This is a genomic window from Segatella copri (genome assembly GCF_019127135.1).
In the GTDB taxonomy this organism is placed as follows: domain Bacteria; phylum Bacteroidota; class Bacteroidia; order Bacteroidales; family Bacteroidaceae; genus Prevotella.
In genome coordinates this window covers 1-23379 of record NZ_JAHOEA010000027.1, presented here as the reverse complement: position 1 = coordinate 23379, position 23379 = coordinate 1, and the positions used below count along the sequence as shown (strand labels likewise).

19 protein-coding genes and 2 tRNA genes are annotated in these 23379 nt (G+C 45.0%); 13 read left to right on the top strand and 8 right to left on the bottom strand.

Features of this window, described 5'->3' with window-relative positions; translation table 11 throughout:
* Positions 1-80: 80 nt before the first annotated feature.
* Entirely contained in the window at positions 81-1421 is a 1341-nt protein-coding gene (locus KSW37_RS08620) for an MFS transporter (RefSeq protein WP_217314081.1), read from the top strand.
* Between the two features lie 97 nt (positions 1422-1518).
* Here the strand turns inward: KSW37_RS08620 and KSW37_RS08615 are convergent, their stop codons facing one another.
* The 4 genes from KSW37_RS08615 to KSW37_RS08600 form a co-directional block, all read right to left on the bottom strand.
* The gene (locus tag KSW37_RS08615; protein ID WP_217314080.1) at positions 1519-1662 is read right to left on the bottom strand and encodes a hypothetical protein; all 144 of its coding nucleotides are present in this window, start codon (positions 1660-1662) and stop codon (positions 1519-1521) included.
* Between the two features lie 300 nt (positions 1663-1962).
* The gene (locus KSW37_RS08610) at positions 1963-2121 is read right to left on the bottom strand and encodes a hypothetical protein (protein WP_022121547.1); all 159 of its coding nucleotides are present in this window, start codon (positions 2119-2121) and stop codon (positions 1963-1965) included.
* Positions 2122-2188: 67 nt separating this feature from the next.
* Positions 2189-3178 carry a bifunctional diaminohydroxyphosphoribosylaminopyrimidine deaminase/5-amino-6-(5-phosphoribosylamino)uracil reductase RibD gene (ribD, locus tag KSW37_RS08605; protein ID WP_217314079.1) on the bottom strand — a complete coding sequence of 330 codons (990 nt, stop codon included), beginning with the start codon at positions 3176-3178 and terminating at the stop codon, positions 2189-2191.
* An 11-nt stretch (positions 3179-3189) separates the two neighbouring features.
* The gene (locus tag KSW37_RS08600) at positions 3190-4533 is read right to left on the bottom strand and encodes an ATP-binding protein (protein WP_217314078.1); all 1344 of its coding nucleotides are present in this window, start codon (positions 4531-4533) and stop codon (positions 3190-3192) included.
* A 234-nt stretch (positions 4534-4767) separates the two neighbouring features.
* Between KSW37_RS08600 and prmC the strand changes: the two genes are divergently transcribed.
* The 12 genes from prmC (at position 4768) to metG (ending at position 16046) form a co-directional block, all read left to right on the top strand.
* Complete coding sequence (gene prmC / locus KSW37_RS08595; protein WP_217314077.1) at positions 4768-5646, top strand: peptide chain release factor N(5)-glutamine methyltransferase; 879 nt, start codon at positions 4768-4770, stop codon at positions 5644-5646.
* A gap of 40 nt (positions 5647-5686) precedes the next feature.
* Positions 5687-6214: a regulatory protein RecX gene (locus tag KSW37_RS08590; RefSeq protein WP_181975270.1), complete on the top strand. Its 528-nt coding sequence runs from the start codon at positions 5687-5689 to the stop codon at positions 6212-6214.
* A 139-nt stretch (positions 6215-6353) separates the two neighbouring features.
* Positions 6354-6995, top strand: a complete 642-nt coding sequence (locus KSW37_RS08585; RefSeq protein WP_254368594.1) for a ComF family protein — start codon at positions 6354-6356, stop codon at positions 6993-6995.
* Between the two features lie 111 nt (positions 6996-7106).
* The gene (pyrE, locus tag KSW37_RS08580; protein ID WP_006848066.1) at positions 7107-7739 is read left to right on the top strand and encodes an orotate phosphoribosyltransferase; all 633 of its coding nucleotides are present in this window, start codon (positions 7107-7109) and stop codon (positions 7737-7739) included.
* Between the two features lie 19 nt (positions 7740-7758).
* Positions 7759-8220 (top strand): SRPBCC family protein, encoded by a 462-nt coding sequence (locus KSW37_RS08575; protein ID WP_118081288.1) that lies wholly within the window; start codon positions 7759-7761, stop codon positions 8218-8220.
* 14 nt (positions 8221-8234) lie between these two features.
* The gene (gene argH, locus KSW37_RS08570) at positions 8235-9572 is read left to right on the top strand and encodes an argininosuccinate lyase (protein WP_217314075.1); all 1338 of its coding nucleotides are present in this window, start codon (positions 8235-8237) and stop codon (positions 9570-9572) included.
* 18 nt (positions 9573-9590) lie between these two features.
* Positions 9591-10217 carry a hypothetical protein gene (locus KSW37_RS08565; protein ID WP_217314074.1) on the top strand — a complete coding sequence of 209 codons (627 nt, stop codon included), beginning with the start codon at positions 9591-9593 and terminating at the stop codon, positions 10215-10217.
* A 103-nt stretch (positions 10218-10320) separates the two neighbouring features.
* Positions 10321-10393 (top strand) — tRNA-Gly (locus KSW37_RS08560).
* A 20-nt stretch (positions 10394-10413) separates the two neighbouring features.
* Positions 10414-10499, top strand: a tRNA-Leu gene (locus KSW37_RS08555).
* A 17-nt stretch (positions 10500-10516) separates the two neighbouring features.
* Positions 10517-11524 carry a DUF4369 domain-containing protein gene (locus tag KSW37_RS08550; RefSeq protein ID WP_217314073.1) on the top strand — a complete coding sequence of 336 codons (1008 nt, stop codon included), beginning with the start codon at positions 10517-10519 and terminating at the stop codon, positions 11522-11524.
* Positions 11525-11566: 42 nt separating this feature from the next.
* Positions 11567-13117 (top strand): YifB family Mg chelatase-like AAA ATPase, encoded by a 1551-nt coding sequence (locus KSW37_RS08545; protein WP_217314072.1) that lies wholly within the window; start codon positions 11567-11569, stop codon positions 13115-13117.
* An 862-nt stretch (positions 13118-13979) separates the two neighbouring features.
* Positions 13980-16046 carry a methionine--tRNA ligase gene (gene metG / locus KSW37_RS08540; RefSeq protein ID WP_006848073.1) on the top strand — a complete coding sequence of 689 codons (2067 nt, stop codon included), beginning with the start codon at positions 13980-13982 and terminating at the stop codon, positions 16044-16046.
* 92 nt (positions 16047-16138) lie between these two features.
* On the opposite strand, the gene KSW37_RS08535 is transcribed toward metG, so the two are convergent.
* The 4 genes from KSW37_RS08535 to KSW37_RS08520 all read right to left on the bottom strand — a co-directional run bounded on the left by KSW37_RS08535 (position 16139) and on the right by KSW37_RS08520 (position 23333).
* Complete coding sequence (locus KSW37_RS08535) at positions 16139-16843, bottom strand: porin family protein (protein ID WP_217314071.1); 705 nt, start codon at positions 16841-16843, stop codon at positions 16139-16141.
* Positions 16844-16982: 139 nt separating this feature from the next.
* Positions 16983-18545 (bottom strand): ATP-binding protein, encoded by a 1563-nt coding sequence (locus tag KSW37_RS08530; RefSeq protein ID WP_217314070.1) that lies wholly within the window; start codon positions 18543-18545, stop codon positions 16983-16985.
* Positions 18546-18731: 186 nt separating this feature from the next.
* Positions 18732-20267: a RagB/SusD family nutrient uptake outer membrane protein gene (locus tag KSW37_RS08525; protein ID WP_217314069.1), complete on the bottom strand. Its 1536-nt coding sequence runs from the start codon at positions 20265-20267 to the stop codon at positions 18732-18734.
* 21 nt (positions 20268-20288) lie between these two features.
* On the bottom strand, positions 20289-23333 hold the full coding sequence (locus KSW37_RS08520; protein WP_217314098.1) for a SusC/RagA family TonB-linked outer membrane protein: 3045 nt from the start codon (positions 23331-23333) through the stop codon (positions 20289-20291).
* Positions 23334-23379: the final 46 nt, after the last annotated feature.

Here is a 23379-nt window from a genome sequence, read left to right as displayed (position 1 = left end):
AGTCATGCACAACACTCAATAAACATCTCCTTAAATTATGTACGAGAACACAAACTTCATAAATAACAACTAAGGATTATATGTTTAAGAAAATAATAGACTTCTATAAGGTTTCGGAACCGATTCCGGCTAAAGCCTCAACACCTGAGGAAAACGAAAGAAAACTGAAACGTCTGCAATGGGCTACTTTCCTTTCTGCTACCATAGGATATGGTACATATTATGTGTGCCGACTCAGCCTGAACGTAATCAAAAAACCGATTGTAGATAATGGCGTATTCTCTGAAACTGAGCTCGGTATCATCGGCTCTGTCTTGTTCTTCACTTACGCTATCGGTAAGTTTACCAACGGCTTCCTTGCTGACCGAAGCAATATCAAGCGACTGATGTCTACCGGTCTGCTCGTTACAGCCTTGGTGAATCTGGCTTTGGGCTTTACTAATTCCTTCATTCTCTTTGCAGTTTTGTGGGGATTGAGCGGTTGGTTCCAGTCAATGGGAGCAGCCTCTTGCGTAGTAGGTCTTTCCCGCTGGTTTAACGATAAGAACCGAGGAACGTTCTACGGATTCTGGAGTGCGAGCCATAATATTGGTGAGGCGATGACCTTCATCTTTGTGGCTTCCATCGTGAGTGCCTTCGGATGGCAATATGGTTTTATCGGAGCTGCGATAGTAGGTTTGGCGGGCGTAGTCCTGCTCCTTACTTTCTTCCACGATACACCTGCCAGCAAGGGTGTTACCCTGCCGGGTATCAAGGTAGAGGAAAAGAAACAGGATACGGAATCTTACAACAAGGCACAGAGTGCGGTTTTGAAGAATCCACTCATCTGGATTCTGGCCTTAAGTAGTGCTTTCATGTATATCAGCCGCTATGCTGTTAACAGCTGGGGTATCTTCTATCTTGAGAACGAGAAGGGATATACTACGATTGATGCCAGCTTCATCATCTCTATCAACTCTATCCTGGGTATTGTGGGAACCGTATCATCCGGACTGGTATCTGATAAGATTTTCAAAGGCAACCGTTATCTGCCAGCCGTTATCTTCGGCTTGCTGAATGCGTTGGCGCTCTGTCTGTTCCTGCTGATTCCGGGCCATCATCTCTGGGTTGATGCTACGGCGATGGTACTGTTCGGTTTGAGCATCGGCGTGTTACTTTGCTTCCTCGGTGGTTTGATGGCGGTAGATATTGCGCCTAAGAATGCATCGGGTGCTGCTCTTGGCATTGTCGGCGTAGCGAGTTATGTGGGTGCCGGCATCCAGGATATCATGAGCGGTCTGCTCATCGAGGGCAACAAGCATCTGGTAAATGGCGTAGAGACTTACGACTTTACCTACATCAATTATTTCTGGATTGGTGCAGCCCTGATGTCAGTCTTAATGACTTGCATCGTCTGGAAGGCGAAACCAAAGGCTGTTTAAGAAATAAACGAAGCTATCATCAAAATACTCTTCACTCTTCACCTTTCGGCCGGAAGCCCCTGTGTTTATCGGCATTCCGAAGGGTGAAGAGTTGTTTTTATCTCTTCACCCACTCTTCACCACTCTTCACCTTCAGGAACGGAAACAGATGCAAAAGACAGATAGGAGGATTGCAAATCAGCCAGAACTGAAGGGTGAAGAGTGGTGAAGAGTAGGTGAAGAGTGCCCGAATACTCTTCACTCCTCGGAATGCCGATAAACACAGGGGATTCGGGGCTTTTGGTGAAGAGTGAAGAGTATTTGACAGGATGCCTATACGAAAAAAAAAAAAAGGAGTTTTCGATAACTGTTCCAGTAAAACAGCCGACTAGCCACTCATGCGCTAGTCGGCTGTTTGCGTTTTATTGGCTGTTCCCGACAAACAGCTAACCTAATAATCGGGCATAATAAAACGAATATAGCTGCGATAACAATCGTAAGTACTTTCATCGACCATCGTAAGTACTTTCATCGGCCATCGAAGCTACTTGCACTAGATTTTCTAATAATCCTCCATATAGCCCTTGGTAAACATATCGTAGGACAGGGCTTCCAGTTCTGAGAGCGTCATCTGCTCTACCGAATGCTCTATCTTACGTATCAGTTCGTCTCGCTTGAAATCATCGTCATCGCTCAGGCGCGATGTAAATCTGTTACTCATTTTCTTTACTTTGAACTTTGAATGTTGAACTTTGAACTTTATGATTAGCTTTATTGCTCCTATAAAGCTACTGGCGCTCATAGGTATTGATAACGTTTCCATCAAACGCCTCATGGCTGATTAACCGGACGTTATGAGGAAGCATAGGCGCTGGTGTTCCGGCAGTTACCACGTTTTCCACAGATGTGGATAACAACGTTTCTGCCCTGATTTCATCCCAAAGTCCGGCATCGAGGAATGCCTGATGGGTGATGGCGCCTCCCTCTACTATCAGCGACTGCACCTTATTATTATATAAGTACTGCATGATTTGCTGCAACACTTCCGTCTTGCCCCGTGAGAAATCCAGACCTTCGAAACAAGGATGATGGCGGTCGATGACCAGGCGCATCGGGTCCTTGCCGCTCCAATCTCTAACGTTGAGCTGACTGTGGTCGCGCTCATCGGTTACGCGGCCTATGAGGATGGCATCGTTCTCAGCACGCAACTTGTGGGAGAGCATCTTGGTGAAAGGCGAGGAAATAGCCATACCCCTACCCCCGTTGTCAAGAAAGCCATTCGCGGTCTGCGCCCATTTCAGGATGATGTAAGGACGCTGATGGGTGTTGAAGGTGATGAAGCGCTTGTTGAGTTCGAGACATTCCGCCTCCAGAACGCCTACTGTTACTTCGATGCCTGCCTCGCGAATCTTGCGGATACCGCGGCCCTGAACCTTGGCAAAGGGATCTACGCAGCCGCAAACGCATCGCTTTACTCCTTTTCTTACTATCAAATCGGCGCAAGGCGGCGTCTTGCCGTAATGAGAGCAGGGTTCGAGACTCACATAGATGGTAGCTTGGCTTAATAGATGCTCATCCTCGGGCTTAACAGATGCAAAGGCGTTGACTTCAGCATGCCCTTCTCCGCATCTTACATGATAGCCTTCGCCGATGATTCTGCCATCCCCACTCACGATAACGGCTCCCACCATCGGATTGGGTTTGGCATTCTCTCTTCCGTTTTTCGCCAGCTGCAGACAGCGGCGCATAAACATTTCGTCTATCTTATTCTGTTCCATTTTTTCTACAATTAGGGTTGTCTTAATAAAAAAGCCATATACAAAGGAATGGTAAGAAGTTGGTTGCTCCTACCCACATTATAATCGCCTAGTTTAATGGCATGAAATACATGATATTTGTCGGGATTGGCAAGAATAGTCTTCGTACTCTTGGTATTTCCATCCTTGGCCTTCACCTCCACCAATACACATTCTCCCTTGTAACGTATCACAAAATCAACTTCCAATCCGGAGTCCTTACGGAAATAATACAGTTTTCTCTTCATCTTCGTAAAGATGTCTGCTATCAGATTTTCAAAGATAGCACCTTTATAACCATAAAGATTACCCTGCAAAATATCAAATTGCGTACCATCTTCCAACATAGACACGAACAGACCAGTATCTACCATATAAACTTTGAATGCATCCTGCATAGCATTTCCATCCAAAGGCAACTCAGTAATATTAAGGTTGCGGCAACGGGTGATGATACCTGCATCTTCTATCCATTGAAGACTACCCTGATATTGAGAAGCTTTGCTGTTCTTACGCACAACGGCATATTGAAACTTTTTATTTTCCTTACTCAGTTGAAGAGGAATCGATTCAAAACATTCTCTGATTCTAGATTTGTCTGCTTCGTCTGCATATTTTACCATGTCATCCTCGTATCCCGCAATGATATTGCGTTGTTCTTCCAAAACTTTTCCCAAATCATGATATTGAAGAAACAGATTTACAGCTGCAGGCATTCCTCCTACAACAGTATATTGCAGGATCAACTGCCGGAAACGCAAATGTAAAGCATCAGGAACAGGCATCTCATTTTCAAAGCATTCTTTCACCTTATCAATAACAGGCTCCGTGATACCATTCGCCCATAGAAACTCCTCAAAATCCAAAGGATACATATCTACAATCTTCTCATATCCTACAGGAATTGAGTTTTTATATGTTTCACCAGCATCTTTACCGGCCCGAGTACCATACCCTCTCACTCCCAACAAGGATCCTGTGGCAATCACATCATACCGCCCATCCATCTGGAAAAATTTCAAAGCAGTACGAGCAGCAGGACATTCCTGTATCTCATCCAATATCAAACAGGTTTGCTTTGGCAGAAATACACTTCCCGGAATCATCGCAGAAATATTGATGACCATATCATCTACTACTTTTGATCCCTCGAAAGCTAGAGCATAATCTGAGTTGAGCATGAAGTTAAGATAAACCACATGCTGATATTTTTCGTGCGCAAATTTCATCACGCTGAAAGTTTTACCACATTGCCTACAACCTTTTATGACAATGGGCTTATGGTTTTCCTCTTGTTTCCAAGTTAAGAGAACATCTTCAATCTTTCTTTTTAGCATAAGCACCTTTCTATTAGAGTATTACAAAGACTCAAGACTATTTTTCAAGGGACTTTTCAGAACCTCGCGCCTATTTTCCAAGGGACTTTTCTCGAGTTCACGCCTATTTTCCAAGGGACTTTCGTGGGCAAAGATAATAAAATAAAGGTATCTTTGTATAAGAAAAAGGTGTTTCTTACGATAATTTAACACAGAAATAAGATAAGTAAATCAAGAAAAGCGTATCTTTGCGGTATGAAAACGTATCAACAACTTTGGCAATCCATTACCCCTCTATATGAGGCGGGCGAAGCACAGGCTATCGTCCGCACCGTGCTCGATGTGAAGTACGGAATGACGCTGACCGACATAATCTGCGGCAAAGTTAATGAATTATCTGCAGATGAAGAAAGAAAACTGGAAGAAATTATCAGAAGATTGCAAAAAGGCGAACCTGTACAGTATGTTCTGGGCGAAGCTGACTTTGCAGGAAGAACCTTCCATGTAGAGCCGGGCGTACTGATTCCGAGACCCGAAACGGCGGAACTCTGCGAGTGGATAGAAAAAGATGCGACTGAAAACAAAGGGATTACGGAAGGAGAGAATGAAGAAAATACCATCCGCATCCTGGACATCTGTACGGGTTCGGGCTGCATCGCCATTACGCTGGGACTGGACATCGGCGGCTCGGAGGTTACGGGTTGGGATATTTCGGAAGATGCCTTGAAGATAGCACAGGGAAATGTTGAGCTACTGAATGCCGGTAACGTAAAAATAGAAAATCAGGATGCCCTGAAGTTGGCGGAAACATCGGATGCCGGAAGATGGAACATCATCGTGAGCAATCCCCCGTATATCTGCGAAAAGGAGAAAGCGGATATGGAGAAGAATGTGTTGGAACACGAACCCGGAATCGCCCTCTTCGTGCCCGATGAAGAGCCTCTGAAGTTCTACAGAGCCATCGCCGAATATGCCTCTTCAGCCCTCAAATCCGGAGGTGCATTATACTTCGAAATCAATCCTATCTACGAAAAAGAAACAAGGGAAATGCTGGAAGGATTGGGGTTTAAAGCTATTGATACAAAGGAAGATGCCTTCGGAAAGCAGAGAATGATGCGAGCCGGCAAATCATAAAGTTCAATGTTCAAATCTCAAAGTTCAAAGTAAAATCATCATGTTCAAATCTCAAAGTTCAAAGTATAAAAAGCCGATGACCGAGCAGCAGGCGCTCCTGAAGCTCACCACCCTCTGCACCCAAGCCGAACATTGCTCGCAAGAGATGATCGACAAGATGAAGAAGTGGGAACTGCCCGAAGATGCCATCGCCAGAAACATGGAATTCCTGACCGAGAAGAAATTCATCGACGACGAACGTTTCGCACGCTTCTTTATCAACGACAAGATAAAATACAACAAGTGGGGACGCCGGAAGGTGGAACAGGCGCTGTGGATGAAACATATTCCGAAGGACATCTCCGACCCTATCTTCGAAGAGATTGAAGACGACCTGTATATGGAAACCCTCCTGCCCCTGATGAAAAACAAATATAAAACCATCAAGGCAAAGAACGACTATGAACGCTCGATGAAACTCATCCGCTTTGCCCTGGGAAGAGGATACAGCATGGAGGTTATCCACAAATGCATCGACCGGATGAAGGAAGAAGATCTGGGAGACATCGATTTCGAAGAGGAATTCTAAAGCAAAGCATCAAGTTCAATATCCAAACCTCAAAATTAAGAGTAAAGCCATGCCTACCAGCCTGTTAAGAGACATATTAGATTTATTCTTCCCCCGAACCTGCGCCATTTGCGGAAATGTGCTCGCTGGCGGGGAGGAGATGATATGCGTAAAATGTCTGTTCCGCATGCCGAGAACCGATACCTGGGAACAGCCCTACGACAACGAGATGGCAAAACTCTTCTGGCATCTGATTCCCATCGAACGCTGCTGCGCTCTCTTCCATCATATCAGCCATGCCACATCGGCTAGAGCCGTCTACCAGCTGAAATACATGCATCATCCTGAAATGGGAATCTATCTGGGCAGAATGCTGGCAAAGAAGGGGTTAAGCATTCAGTTCTTCGACGGAATAGACGCCATCATCCCCATCCCGCTCACCCGAAAACGAGAGAAAGAACGCGGCTATAACCAGAGCCTTCTCATCGCTAAAGGCATCCAGCAACTCACCCATCTGACCATCATCAAGGATGCCGTAAGAAGAAAAAAGTTTAGCGAAAGCCAAACCCACAAGAACCGGCAGGAAAGACTGGAAAACGTGAGCCAGGTTTTTGAAGCCGCAGCAACCTATCATGACGGGCAGGGCGAGCACCCCATCACGCAACTTGAGGGCAAACATATCCTCATCATCGACGACGTATGCACCACCGGAGCCACCATCATCTCCTGTGCGGAAACCCTGATAAAAGCAGCCGGAAAGATGAAGATAAGCGTGCTGACTGTAGGTTTCGCACACGACTAAAGGTTCTTTTTGCCGAGAGTTAAAACATTTTAACCCTAAATATAGCCGCCGTGTGCAAAAATCATTGTACCTTTGCAAAATAATTAATAATAATTTAATCCTTTAAAGATTATGGACAAACTGAAGAAAGAATTCGCATCTAAGTTATTGAAAGTAAAGGCTATCAAGTTGCAGCCTAATGATCCATTCACATGGGCTTCTGGCTGGAAGTCACCATTCTATTGCGATAACCGCAAGACTCTCTCATTCCCAGAACTCCGCAATTATGTAAAGCTTGAGCTCGTTCACGCTATCCTGGAGCAGTTCCCAGAGGCTGATGCTGTAGCCGGAGTAGCTACTGGTGCCATCGCGCAGGGTGCTTTGGTTGCTGACGAACTGAACATGCCTTTCGTATACGTTCGTTCTAAACCAAAGGATCACGGTATGCAGAACCTCATCGAAGGTCAGCTCGACCCTAAGGCTAAGGTTGTGGTAGTAGAAGACTTGATTTCTACCGGCGGCAGCTCTCTCAAGGCAGTAGAGGCTCTCCGCAAGAACGGCAACGAGATTGTGGGCATGGTAGCTAGCTACACCTATGGTTTCCCTATCGCCGAGAAGGCTTTTGCTGATGCTAACGTAAAGCTGGTTACTCTGACCGACTATGAGCACGTAGTGGCAGAGGCTCTGGAGACTGGCTATATCAAGCAGGAAGACGTAGAGCTGCTCCACGAGTGGCGCAAGGACCCAGCTAACTGGAAGAAGTAATCAAGCTGACCCATCAATAATGAGTACAAGTACATTCGAAAGTAATATCAAACAGATTCCTCACAAGCAGGAATCTGTTTACCGTACATTGAGCGATCTGAACAACCTGCAGATGCTCAAAGACCGCTTCGAGCAGGTGAAAGACCAGATTCCTGAGGACAAGAGAAAGGAAATGGAAAAGCTGAAGGACCTCAAGTTTGATAGCGACAGCATCTCTATCACAGCACCTATGGTGGGTGAAATCAAGATGCGCATCATCGACCGCGAGGAGCCTAAGACCATCAAGTTTGAAACAGAAAACAGCCCTGTTCCTTTCAACTTCTGGATTCAGCTGCTCCCTACCAGCGAGTTCTCATGCAAAATGAAACTCACCATCAAGGCAGAACTTAACATGTTTATCAAGGGTATGGTGAAGAAGCCATTGCAGGAAGGCATCGAAAAGATTGCTGATGCGCTTGCGATGATTCCTTACCAGGATTAATAAATAAAGAAATTATGGCACATAAACTTTGGGAAAAGAACTTCGAAGTAAACAAGGAAATTGAAAGATTCACCGTAGGAAGAGACCGCGAACTCGACCTCTATCTCGCCAAGTATGACGTGCTGGGCAGTATGGCACACATCACCATGCTCGAAAGCATCGGACTCCTGGAGAAAGATGAACTCACCCAGCTCCTTGCCGAACTGAAAAACATCTACGCCATCGCCGACAAGGGCGAATTCGTAATAGAAGACGGCGTGGAAGACGTTCATTCCCAGGTAGAACTGATGCTCACCCAGAAACTGGGCGACATGGGCAAGAAGATTCATTCGGGTAGATCACGCAACGACCAGGTTCTCGTAGACCTCAAACTCTTCACCCGTCATGAGTTGAAGGAGATTGTGGATGCCGTGAAGATTCTCTTCGACGAGCTGATTCAGAAGAGCAACCAGTATAAGGACGTGCTGATGCCGGGCTACACCCATCTGCAGGTGGCTATGCCTTCATCATTCGGTCTCTGGTTTGGCGCTTATGCCGAAGGACTTGCCGATGACATGCTCTTCCTTCAGGCTGCTTACCGCATGACCAACCGCAACCCATTGGGTAGCGCTGCCGGCTATGGAAGTTCATTCCCATTGAACCGCACCATGACCACCGAACTTCTCGGTTTCGACAGCATGGACTATAATGTGGTTTATGCACAGATGGGCAGAGGAAAGATGGAGCGCAACGTGGCTTTCGCCATGGCTACCGTGGCAGGAACTTTGGCAAAGATGGCTTTCGACGCCTGCATGTTCAACTGCCAGAACTTCGGTTTCGTGAAATTGCCTAAGGAGTGCACCACCGGTTCGAGCATCATGCCACACAAGAAGAATCCAGACGTATTCGAGTTGATTCGCGCCAAGAGCAACAAGCTCCAGAGCCTTCCACAGCAGGTAATGCTCATCATGAACAACCTGCCAGTAGGCTATTTCCGCGATCTCCAGATTATCAAGGAAATGTTCCTCCCTGCCTTCGACGAGTTGAAGGACTGTCTGCAGATGGCTGCCTACATCATCAACAAGATGGAGGTAAACGAGCATATTCTTGACGATCCTCGCTACGACCCTATGTTCTCAGTAGAAGAAGTGAACCAGCTTGCAGCCAACGGCATGCCATTCCGCGATGCTTACAAGAAGGTAGGACTGGAAATCGAGGCTGGCGAATTCAAGCCAAACAAGGATATTCATCATACTCACGAAGGCAGCATCGGCAATCTCTGCAACGACAAGATTCAGGCGCTGATGGAGCAGACCCTCTCTGAGTTCCACTTCGAGCGCATGGAGAATGCCGAGAAGAATCTTCTGAAATAAAGACTGAAAGGTTTCTGCATGAAGAATAGCATATATAATAAGGTATATATATATAATAAGGTGAAGAGCATGGTTGGAATAGCTATGCTCTTACTTTGTTCGTGCAATGCAGAAAACAGTATCAGCACCAAATATCCCTGCCAGTTCTATTTCAAATCGCAATACCATCCGGGCACAAGTCTGGAAACAGCCCTCAACGGAACGGGCGTCTACACGATGGTTAGCGCCAAAAAGGTGAATGGAGCCTGGAATATCTATTCTACATTAAACGATGGGAAAAACCAGACGGAAACCATCATCCTCTCTACAGCCAAGGAGAATTATGCCAACTATACCTATCTGGGAGCGGGCAACGACCCTAAAGATGCCAGGAAGAATGGCTTCATCATGGGACTTACAAACTTCAGCGGACCTGTAGCCTGGGACCGCCAATGCCCCAACTGTCTGGAACAATATGGCGGCACCAACTATCCGCTGGAATGGACCGGCAACCGCCAATCGGTAATTTGCGACAAATGCAAACGCATCTACAGCCTGGAAAACGGAACCATCACAAGCGGCGGAAAGAGCAAAAGCGACAAGCCGCTGATGCAATATCGGGTAACCTACGGCGGCAAAGGAACCGATATATACGTGGGAAACTAAGCAGAAACAGAGGGCAAACGAAAAAAATGGCAATTTCTTGTCTTAAAAAATGTAAATCGTTTGGATATTTAAAGAAATAGCATTACCTTTGCACCCACATAACGCGGAAATAGCTCAGTTGGTAGAGCACAACCTTGCCAAGGTTGGGGTCGCGGGTCCGAGTCCCGTTTTCCGCTCAACTCTTAACGTTTACCATGCCGCAATGGTGGAATTGGTAGACACGAGGGACTTAAAATCCCTTGGCCAGTAATGGCTGTGCGGGTTCGAGTCCCGCTCGCGGCACCTTAAAGTTTTTCCTTATGAAAAAATTTGCTTACATCCTCATTTTATTCATTACGCTGGTCTTAACATCATGTGGTGTTAGCAGTGGGCATTTCAAGTTTGAAGGCAAATTTCTCAATATGAATCAAGGCGAGTTTTATGTATACAGTCCTGACGGGGGCTTCGAAGGCGTTGACACCATCAAGGTAGAAGGCGGCCGTTTTACTTTCGAAACCGAATGTAAGGAAGATTTTACCATCATGCTTGTTTTCCCTAATTTCTCTGAGCAGCCTATCTTCGCAAAATCGGGCAAATCAGTAGAAATCAAGGCAGATGCTTCGCACCTTAAGGAAATGGAGGTAAGCGGAACCGAGGATAACGAACTGATGACAAAATTCCGCCAGAACATCCTGAAAGATACGCCACCTGAGGCTAAAAAGCATGCTGAAGACTTCGTCAGAGAACATCCGAATTCTGTGTGCAGCATCTATCTGATCAGAAAATACTTCATCACTTCTACACAACCTGATTACCGCAAGGCGCTCTCACTCATCAATATCGTTGAGAAAGAACAGCCTAAAAACGGACAGTTGGCTAAGATGAAGCAATTGGCAGAAACCATGAAGAATGTAGGCACCGGTGCAACCCTGCCTTCATTTACAGCATACGATATCAACGGAAAACTCGTTTCCAGTACAGAAATGAGCAGCGCTCCGGTTGCCGTACTCTACACCTGGGCTACCTATAACTATGACAGCCAGGACATGCAGCGCGAACTGAAGAGCCGTCAGAAGAAATCGAACGGCAAGCTCAAGCTGATGGCTTTCTGTCTGGATGCCAGCAAGAGCGAATGCAAGAACAACATCAAGCGCGACTCTATCACATGCCCTATCATCTGCAACGGCGAAATGCTGGAAGACAAGACCTTGAAGATGTTGGGATTGGGAAACCTTCCTGACAACATCATACTTCAAAATGGTAAAATCATCGCCCGAGGCATGAAAAAGCAAGAGCTTTACAATAAGCTCGACCAACTGCTAAAATAAATACTTTCGAGCTAGTCAAAAACCCATAAAAAGCACGCCTATATGTTAGTAAAGACATATTGTGCAGCAGTTAACGGACTAGAAGTAACTACTGTAACCGTAGAAGTAAGCCTCAACAGAGGCGTCATGTACCACCTCACAGGCTTAGGCGACGAGGCGGTCAAGGAGAGCCGTAACCGAATTTCAGCAGCTCTCCAGTATAGCGGCTTCAAATTTCCGATAGCCGACATCACCATCAATCTGGCTCCAGCTGACCTCCGGAAAGAGGGCAGCAGTTTCGACTTGCCGCTTGCAATCGGACTTCTAGGCGCTAACAACAACATTCCAGAAGATCATCTGAAAGAGTACATGATGGTAGGCGAGCTGAGCCTTGACGGTACGCTCCAGCCTATCAAAGGTGCCCTGCCGATAGCTATCAGAGCCAGAGCAGAGCACTTTAAGGGACTGATTGTGCCGGAACAGAACGCTCGGGAAGCGGCTGTCGTAAACAATCTTGAGGTTTACGGCATGAAAACGCTTTTCGAAGTCATACAATTCATGAGCGACAGAAGCAATCCTTCCCCTACCATTGTTGACACCCGCAAGGAATTCTACGAAAACCAGGCACATTGTGAATACGATTATTCCGACGTCCGCGGTCAGGAGAACGTGAAAAGAGCGCTCGAAGTGGCTGCGGCTGGCGGACACAACCTGATTATGGTAGGTCCTCCAGGTTCCGGAAAGTCGATGATGGCAAAACGTTTGCCGTCCATCCTCCCCCCTCTCACGCTCTCTGAGAGTCTGGAAACAACACAGATTCACTCCATTGCAGGCAAACTGGGCAAGAATGTATCACTCATTTCCCAACGCCCGTTCCGGTCTCCTCACCATACCATCTCTCAAGTGGCTCTGGTAGGCGGTGGAACATCACCACAACCGGGAGAAATATCGCTCGCCCATAATGGCGTTCTGTTCTGCGATGAACTTCCGGAGTTCAACAAAACCACCCTGGAAGTACTCCGCCAGCCATTGGAAGACCGCCACATCAACATCAGCAGAGCAAAATATTCTACAGATTATCCTTGTTCATTCATGTTTGTGGCAAGTATGAACCCTTGTCCATGCGGATATTATGGTGATCCGACACATCGCTGTGTCTGCACGCCAGGCCAGATTCAAAGATACATGAACAAGATTTCGGGTCCGTTACTCGATCGCATCGACATCCAATGCGAAATCAGTCCCGTTCCTTTCCAGGACATATCGAAGGCAGCACCAGGTGAGCCAAGTGCCAAGATCAGAGAAAGAGTCATCAAGGCAAGAGAAGTTCAAGCCGAAAGATTCAAAGATTATAAAGGCATCCATTGCAACGCCCAGATGACAGAAAGAATGATTCATCAGTTTGCCGAACCCGATGAACAAGGCATAGAACTGCTCCGAATGGCTATGGAGAAGCTTTCGTTGTCAGCAAGAGCTTACAACAGAATCCTGAAAGTGGCACGAACCATTGCTGATTTGGCAGGAAGTGAACAGATTAAGCCTGACCATATAGCAGAAGCCGTGGGATACAGAACCCTCGACAGAGGCGATTGGGCAGAAAGAGGACATATATAATAAGGATAAAATCTGATTTTTCCTATCCTTCTCTCTAAAAAGTTGGATTTATAAAGAAAAAAAGGGAGAAAAAAAGAAGAATAGCCATTCTAAAACAATTACAATTCTGTTTTAGAATGGCAATTTTCTTTTGTTACTACAAAAATATTACCCCATAAACTCAAAAATACTATTAAAATCGGACAAAGACGAATACTAAAATCGTCCAATAAAGGGTAAATTCTGTTCTCTATGGTGGAATATTTGATTTAAATTAGCTTTTAAAGTTATGAAAATCACTAATTCTAATAAAAATTACCCCATACAGGATAAAAAAATGCATTACCTTTGCAAACGTAAAAAGAACGCTAGCACAACGCTAGTTCAATTATTAACAACAAAACTATTAAAATTATGGATTGCATTTTTAAAATTACAGACGCAGTAAAGAAGATTGGTTTCGTAATTCTTCTTGCAGAGTTGGCCGTTATCGCCTATATGAACGTAATGTAAGAAATCTCTCTATAGATAAAAATATATAAGGAGGACGTTTTCTACATACTAAGGTAATTAGATTGTAAAAGGTCAACAACATAAGTTGTCAGAACGAATAATCGTTCTTAGAAAGGTAAATGATAATGTTAGGTACAATCCTATCAGGGAGGAGTCTGAAGGAAATGTACAAGATTTGAGGCTCTTGCAGAGATGCAAAGAGCCTTTTTTCGTATCCAGTCCTCCCCTTTCCCTTACCATAAAAAACTAAAGAACCCAGCTTTTTTACACCTTATTATATATAAAAGTAAGAAAAAGCGACGAGAATCCTTTCTTATCTCCAACATTTTTTGTAATTTTGCAGCCAAATAACAAAAATATATTAGCTAATATGGAACAAAAGAACTTTAAACGTACTACCGTGACTGCGGCTTTGCCTTATGCCAACGGTGGTGTGCACATCGGTCACCTGGCAGGTGTATACGTGCCAGCCGATATCTATGTTCGCTATCTCCGCCTCAAGAAGCAAGATGTTGTCTTCATCGGCGGTAGCGATGAGCATGGTGTACCTGTTACTATCCGTGCCAAGAAAGAAGGAATTACCGTACAGGAGGTGGTTGACCGCTATCATAACCTCATCAAGAAGAGTTTCGAGGACTTCGGTATCTCTTTTGATATTTACAGCCGTACCACTTCGCCTACTCACAATAAGTTTGCTTCAGACTTCTTCCGCACACTCTATGACAAGGGCGTATTGGAAGAAAAGGTAGAGGAGCAGTTCTGCGACGAGGTAACAGGCGAATTCCTTACCGACCGTAATATCGTAGGTACTTGCCCTCGCTGTGGTGCAGAGGGTGCTTATGGCGACCAATGCGAGAAATGTGGTGCTACCCTCTCTCCTGAGGAACTCATCAACCCTACCAACAAGAATAACCCTGGTCATGGTCTCGTAAAGAAGCCTACCAAGAACTGGTATCTTCCATTGAACAAGTATCAGGATTGGTTGAAGAAGTGGATTCTGGAAGGCCACAAAGAGTGGCGTACCAATGTTTACGGCCAATGCAAGAGCTGGTTGGATATGGATCTTCAGCCACGTGCGATGACACGCGACTTGGATTGGGGTATTCCTGTTCCAGTAGAGGGTGCAGATGGAAAGGTGCTCTACGTTTGGTTCGATGCACCTATCGGCTACATTTCTAATACCAAGGAACTCTGCGATGCTCATCCAGAAAAGTGGGGAACATGGCAGAAGTGGTGGCAGGATCCAGAAACTCGTCTTGTTCACTTCATCGGTAAGGACAATATCGTGTTCCACTGCATCATCTTCCCTACTATGCTGAAGGCTCACGGCGACTATATCTTGCCAGACAACGTACCAGCCAACGAGTTCCTGAACCTGGAGGATGATAAGATTTCAACATCCCGCAACTGGGCTGTATGGTTGCACGAGTATCTCGTAGATTTGCCAGGCAAGCAGGATGTATTGCGCTATGTATTGACAGCCAATGCGCCTGAGACCAAGGACAACAACTTTACCTGGAAGGATTTCCAGGAGCGCAACAACTCTGAGTTGGTTGCCGTTTACGGTAACTTCGTTAACCGTGCCCTCCAGCTCACCAAGAAGTATTGGGGCGGCGTAGTTCCTGCCTGTGGTGAATTGCAGGAGGTAGATGAGAAGGCTATCGCTGAGTTTAAGGACGTGAAGGAGAAGGTAGAGCAGTATCTCAACGTATTCAAGTTCCGCGAGGCTCAGAAAGAGGCTATGAACCTGGCTCGTATCGGTAACCGATACATCACAGAGTGTGAGCCTTGGAAGGTTTGGAAGACCGATCCTAAGCGTGTGGAGACCATCCTGAACATCTCCCTGCAGTTGGTTGCCAACCTCGCTATCGCCTTCGAGCCATTCTTGCCATTCTCTTCTGAGAAGCTCCGCAAGATGATCAATATGCCTAACTTCGAGTGGACTCAGCTCGGCAGCACAGATTTGCTCAAGGCTGGTACCCAGCTCGGTGAGCCTGAATTGCTCTTCGAGAAGATTGAGGATGAGGTTATCGAAAGACAGCTCCAGAAGCTCGCTGACACCAAGAAGGCTAACGAGGAAGCTTCTTATCAGGCTGCTCCTATCAAGCCAGAGGTTAGCTTCGATGATTTCGAGAAACTCGATATCCGCGTAGGTCACATTCTGAACTGCGAGAAGGTAAAGAAGTCTAAGAAACTCCTGAAGTTCACCATCGACGATGGTTCTGGCGTAGAGCGCACCATCTGCTCAGGTATCGCAGCCTACTACGAACCAGAGCAGCTGATCGGCAAGGACGTATTGTTCGTAGCCAACTTTGCTCCTCGCAAGATGATGGGCATCGAGAGCCAGGGTATGATTCTGAGTGCAGTCAACTTCGACGGCTCATTGAACGTAACTTCTCTCCTTGGCAAGGTTAAGCCAGGAAGTCAGGTTGGATAAAGAATCATAGAATCATCTGATTATCAGATAAGGTAAAAGCCTCAAATCCTTTGCGGATTTGAGGCTTTTCTTATTTCTATCCAAATATTCTTTTATAATGTAAAACGATAACCCACGGTAAAGGTCAGAGCCTTGTTCTTACAGTTATCCCAATCACCCTTGCTAGCCTTCGTCAGGCTCACGTTGTAACGGGCATCCAGAATCACATTCATATATTCATAGCTCAAGCCCAGAGGAATGGCTACATCCACCTTCTTGGCAGGCCAAAGAGCTTCGGTTTCATGCATATTCTTGTATGTAATAGACCCGTTCTTGTCCTTCTGAAGGTCGGTTTCCTCTCTTTTAACCTTGCCGTCACCACAAAGGAATCCCACCTGAACGCCTGCATTCACCGACAAGCCCTCTACAAGATAGGCTTTCAGCATGAGCGGTACCTGGATATAATCGAGGTTCACATGATGATTCTTAATACCTGTATATTCCCCTTTTTCAGCATTCTCAGTCAACTCACAGTCAGGGAAGCGCATACCCTGTCGGGCATAATAAGCACCCAGCGTAATACCCAGGCTCTTATTTATGCGATATTCCACATCTGCGCCACCCATGAATCCTGCCTGATACTTAGACTCTAGCGAGGTTCCATCCAAAGTTTCCAGAGTCAACCCGCTCCAGTTAGCCAGAGTTACACCGATACGGGGAATTACCGAGAATCTGCCTACCGGATTCTCCACTTCTTGTGCCTTTGCTCCCACAACAGCAAGCAGCAGCACCATCATTATAACTATTTTCTTTTTCATTTCCACAACAGTTTGTATATCATAATAACAAGGAACAAGGGATAATATTGCATCCTACAGCCATTTTTCTCCATGAAAGACCTGTTCTCGTAAAGTGTTATACAATGTCACTCGTTTAAACAGTAACAAAAAGCAATATTTACCCTTCTACTATCTTCCATTCACCAATGGTTCGCTTCTGGCTGTCGTAGTTGATTCCTACTTTTACCATTCGTTTGCCGTCAGCTGAATAAGGAATGAGATAGCCTTTGTCATCAATCTGTTTCAAAGCTTCCTCAGCCGTCTTATCAAACTTCAATTCCATCACATAGATTGTATCCGGCATGTGAAGAACGGCATCTGCTCTGCCAATTGCACTATCCTCCTCCACCAAGATGTAAGCACCCATCAAATTAAAAATGAGATAAAAGACCGTTTGGAAGTCCTTCTCGTTCTTGTTGGCAAGTCGATTGGAGATACTGGCGAGATAAGCCTGCATTTTCTGCAAAGCACCATCCATATTATTGTTATATAGTTGCTCCAAAAAGTCGAAGATGAAACTATTATTGTTCAACGATATTGGAGAGAGATAGTTAGGAGCCAAGGAACGAACCATCCCTACACGCACTTCCTTGTTTGGATAATCCAGCTGATAGCTCTGCAAGATAGGGTTATACTTCTTGATGGTGAGATATCCACTCTGATAAAGCAATGGTAAAGCAGAAGTCATCTGCTCAGGAGAGACATCGAAATCATCCACCCCTACGGATTTCTGTTCTATATCCATCACCCCCACATGATGTTTGCGTAAAGTGTTGATAATGTATGCAGGAGTACCTGAACTAAACCAATAAGCTGCTATTTCCTTACTTCTCAACGCTTTAACCAGACTAAACGGATTAAACACATCTTCTGATTTTTTACTGAAATGATAACCATCATAATATGAACTCAACTCGGCAACCGTTTCATCAAAAGTTTTTCCCAAAGACTTGGCTAGCAACTCAACATCAGGCTTCATCACCGTCAGTAGTTCTGTCTTGCTGATACCACAGATAGCAGAATACTGATCGAACATGCTGATATTATCCAAATTATTGATCTCGCTAAAGATACTCAACTGAGAGAACTTGGTGATACCCGTGATAAAGGTAAATTCCAGCCAAGGGTCGAGATATTTCAATGGGCTATAGAACTTCCTCATAACCAAGCGCAATGGCATCAAACTTTCCTTCTCATGCACGACATCCAAGAGAGGAGCATCATATTCGTCTATCAAAACGACCACCTTTTGCCCCGTCTTCTTATAGGCACGCTTTACCAAAGACTGCAAACGCTGGCTCGGCTGCACCGCCAATTCGTCACGTCCATAGACCTGCTCGTATTCTGAAAGCATGTAGCCCAGCATCTCTTCTAACCCTTCGGGTGTCTGATTTTTGGCAGTACTCATGTCGAAGTGAAGAACAGGACGTTTCACCCATTCTTTCTCATATTCGCCAAGTGCCAAACCATCAAACAGTTCCTTCCTGCCCTCATAATATGCCTGGAGCGTAGAGACAAAAAGCGACTTACCGAATCGTCTTGGACGACTCAGAAACACATATTTAGAACCATTACGCAAGAAATCGACAATATACCTTGTCTTATCTACGTACACATAATTACCCTCTCGTATATCAGAGAACGTTTGCATTCCTACTGGGTATTTTCTTATCTCTTCCATAGCCATATTACTTTAGACGGTGCGAAGTTACGAATAAAATATCAGATACGCAAATAAAAAGACAAAAAAAAGAGAGGCGAGCTTCACAGCCAGCCTCTCCCGAGAGATTTATAGAAAATGCCACTCATGGCATTCCTATATCGTTGATTAAAAATATTATCTTATTAAAATATTCCATTACAGCGATTACTCACCGTAACCCGTATTCTGCTTGATGTTAGGGTTGGCGTTGATCTCTGCCTGCGGAATGGCAGCAATAGCCTTGAAGTAATCACGGTCGAAAGACTGAGCATCCTTGCTCAATGTCTTGTGCCAACCCTTATCAGCTTCACTTGTATAACGGGTGATAGTCTCGTTATTACGCAAAGCATCAAAGTAACGCTGTCCCTCGCCAATCAACTCCTTACGACGCTCAATCAAGATACGCTCAAGTGTGATGTTATCCACTGTAGCCAAAGAAGCCACTGTTGTGGTACGATTCTTTACCAAATCATTCAGATACTCTACAGCCTTAGTCTTGTCATTATTTCTAAATGCACACTCTGCAGCTGTCAAGTAAACCTCAGAAAGACGGATAATTGGAACGATAGTAACATTACGAAGATTACCACCTTGACCACGCAACTTGTTCAGATATACCTTGTTGGTACCATAAGTTGCCACCTCTTTGGCTGCAGTTGCAGGCAAGAACATCTCGTTACGAACATCTTCTGGGTCTGAAGTAAGCATGTCAACAAACTTCTTAGTAGCAACCATTTCCTTGTAGCCCTCACGCTGCTGAAGGTTACCGATACCATTCAAGTCATTGCTGTCTGTAGAACCTGCCACATTGAGACGGAACAAGAACTCACTCTCATTAGGAGTTGAAGCATCCCATGCCTTGAAGTATTGGTCACGAGTCCACAACGCTGCGCCAGAATTCTTGATAATATCCTCAGCAACAGACAAGGCGTTAGCATAATCACCCATATTCAAATAAACACGAGAAAGGATTGCCTTTGCTCCCCAAACGCTTACATAACCTGGTTCTGTCTCTGTAGCAAGAGCATTAGAGCTGATAGCCTCAGTCAAATCCTTCACTACTTGGGTGTAAACCTCAGCAACAGTGCTACGAGCAGGTTTTGCATTAGACTCCAGCACTCCTGTTACCAATGGTACACCAAGAGATGCACCCTGATCCTCTGTATATGGCTTACCATAGATACGAACAAGGTCAAAATGAGCAAGGGCACGGAGTACCTTTGCCTCTGCCGCATACTGGTCGATAGTAGCCTTAGCCTCTGCTGCATCGCTCAAAGCACCACCTTCTGCAGCAGCGATGATACGATTAGCACGGCCAATAACAATATATGGTGATTTCCAAGTTACGTTACTGGAAGAAGTACTTGATGAAAACTCAGATGCAGTCTGATAGTTCATGTCATAGTAGAAACTTGCACGGTTAGAACCACCAAGATTATTATACTGATAATCATCACCTGCATGAACATCACCATAAACGAAGAATTGCTGACCATAGTAATCTACCAAGTTGCTGTTTCCCTTCAAAGCCGCGTACATACCCGTTCTCGCAGCAGCCAAGTCTGAACTGCTGGTCAAGGCTGCATCGGCATCTGTACCATCAGAAGGAGCTACGTCCAACCAATCATTGACGCAAGATGACAGGCTGGCTGCCAAAATAGCGCAGCCCATTACCTTATATATTGATTTTAATACTTTCATTGTATTTCGTTCTTTTATAAATTAGAAACTAAGTTCGATACCAAATGTATAAGTTCTCAAAGCTGGCATTTCGAATGTACACAAGCCATCCACTGGTGTCTCTGGATCAACAAAAAGATCCTTAGACTTCCAGGTCAACAAGTTGTTGGCAGAGAAATATACACGAGCCTTGCTCAAGCCAAGGTTGCTGATCCACTCCTTTGGTGCTGAGAAACCTAAGGTAAGGTTCTTCAAGCGAAGATAATCGTTAGGCATCAACCAACGAGAAGACAACACACCCTTACCATAACCAGCCTGGAACTTAGGCAACTTAGCATTATCGCCTGGCTTCTGCCACATATCCTCCAACTTATAGTAAGAAGGGATTGCTCCATAGAGGGCGTATGTACCACCATTATCGTGCAACCAAGTAGCAGCATCGTAAGAGTCACCGCCCAACTTATAGGTCAAAGTAAAGTTGAAGTCGATAAACTTCCACTTGATGAAGTTAGACAAACCGCCCTCAAGTGCTGGCTCATGATGACCAACAATAGTCTTGTTTGCCTCAGCTACATTAGTAGTGGTCTTGCGAGCATTCTCAGTTCCATCATTGATGTAATAGCTCTCCAAACCTGTCTCAGGGTCAACACCTGCATACTCATACATATAGTAAGAATAGTAAGGCTTACCTACCTGATGAATCATGGCACCGCTGATAATCTTGTCATCATCACCTGTCAACTCTGTTACCTTGTTGGAGTTATGACCAAAGTTCAGAGAAGTAGTCCAAAGGAAGTCCTTCTTCTGAATGTTGGTAGAAGAAATGGTCACCTCAATACCTTGGTTACGCATAGAACCTACATTCTGAGCCATGGTAGCCAACAGAGAAGATTCATCATAGTAACCTGGAATCATAGAGATAGGACGGTTCATAATCAAATTGGATGTATTACGAACGTAGTAATCCAATGTTACAGAGATACGGTTGAGGAATGTCAAGTCAAGACCAAAGTTCCAAGCCTTGTTCTGCTCCCACTTCAAGTCCTTGTTGGCTACACCAATGATACCCATACCATTGCTACCATTGTAGTACTCACCATACTTATAAAGGTTCATGTAACTATACAAGCCAGATGGAAGAGTTCCGTTCACACCATAAGATACACGAATCTTACCATCGCTCAATATATCCTTGATAGAATCCATGAACTTTTCTGCACCAAAGCGCCAAGCACCAGATACAGACCAGAACGAACCCCAACGATTCTCACGTGCCATACGAGAACTACCATCACGACGATAGCTTACACCAGCATAATACAAATCGTTATAGTTGTAGTTGACACGACCCAAGAAAGAAGTCATCTTTGAGTCATACTTGTAACTCTGCATAGAGGTATCGCCAGAGTTAGCGAACTCATACAAGTTACCAGGGAAGTCTGTACCGGAAGCGTATGAGTTGTTGTTATGCCATGCCTCTGTCTCGAAACCAAGCAAAGCATCCACATTGTGGGCACCAAAAGACTTATTGTATGTCAACTGTGTCTGAGTGTTCATGGTTGTCCACTCATTGTAAGTACGCTGCATCACACCATTTGAGCCAGAACCATTACCACAGAATTTGTCCCAAAGCACATCCTCGGTAGAGTTGATGTAGTCGTAAGCTACCTTCTCACGCAACTTCAAGTTGTCCCAAATGTTCCATTCGAGAGCCAAGGTGCTGTAAGAACGTGTCGTGTTGGTTCTATCAGACATGTGCTGGTTCTCATAAATAGGGTTATAACTATTGTTATAAGCACCATCAGTCTTTGTCAGCAAATTACCATTCTTGTCATAGATAGCATTAGAAGGGCCGAGGAACCATACTGCACTTGAGACGGCACCAGCAAAAGAAGCGCCACCATCCATGGCAGAGTTCTGATGCATAGATGAAATCATTGTGCTAGCATCCAACTTGAACTTACCAAAACGATGGGAAACGTTTACATTACCTGTCATACGTTCCAAGCCTGAACGGTCAACAATACCATTCTGATTTGCATATGACAAAGATGCATAGAACTTGGTCTTATCATTACCACCAGTTACACTTGCCTGATAGTTCTGGCTAGAACCATTTTTGAAGAGAGCGTCACGCCAATTAGCCCAGCCATTCTCTGGTTTTGCTGCATAATCATCAATATTAGCATCAGCAAATGCTGCAGCCGAAGCATCGGTTGTACCATCAACATTATCAAAAGCATAGTTTTTCAAACCTTGATAAATCAAGGCACGACGAGAATCACCATCCAACGTTGGACGATAGTTGATAGCCATGTTAGAGAATCCCCAGTCGCTACGGAAATCAACCTGGGTCTTACCTGCACTACCACTCTTAGTTGTAATGACAAGCACACCATTGGCTGCACGAGAACCATACAAAGAGGCTGCGGCAGCATCCTTGATAACAGTGATAGATTCGATATCGTTGCTGTTCAATGTAGAAAGTGCATTGGTACCAGAACCATTGTAACCAGCTTGTGTGGAACCATCATTGAAACCACTCAAGTTACCAGAGTTCACAGGAGTACCATCAATCACAATCAATGGATCGTTACCTGCATTGATAGAACCCATACCACGAATACGGATATAGTTCATTGCACCTGGCTGGCCAGAGAAAGAAGAAATAGAAACTCCTGGGATATTACCAGAAAGCTTATCTTCAACAGAAAGTGAAGGAACATCACTCAACTTAGCTGTTGACATGGAAGCAGCAGCACCTGTAAATGAGGATTTCTTGAAGTTACCATAACCTGTAACAATCACCTCATCCAAGGATTTGTTGTCAGAAGTCAAAACAATCTTCATATTAGAACTTGCTTTGACAGTTTGTGGATTCATACCTATATAGGTAATCTCCAACTTGGAGCCGGCTGGAACATTCAAACTGAAGTTTCCATCGACGTCCGTAACAGTACCCGTATTAGTACCAGCTACTTTGATTGATGCGCCAATAACAGGCTCACCATCCTCTGAAGCTACTACCTTACCGGTAACAGACGATTGGGCAAAGGCTACTCCACAACTGAAAATTGCCCCCCCCAGCCCGTCCGAGAACGGCCGTTTTGGGGTGTATCACATAGGGTAGAAC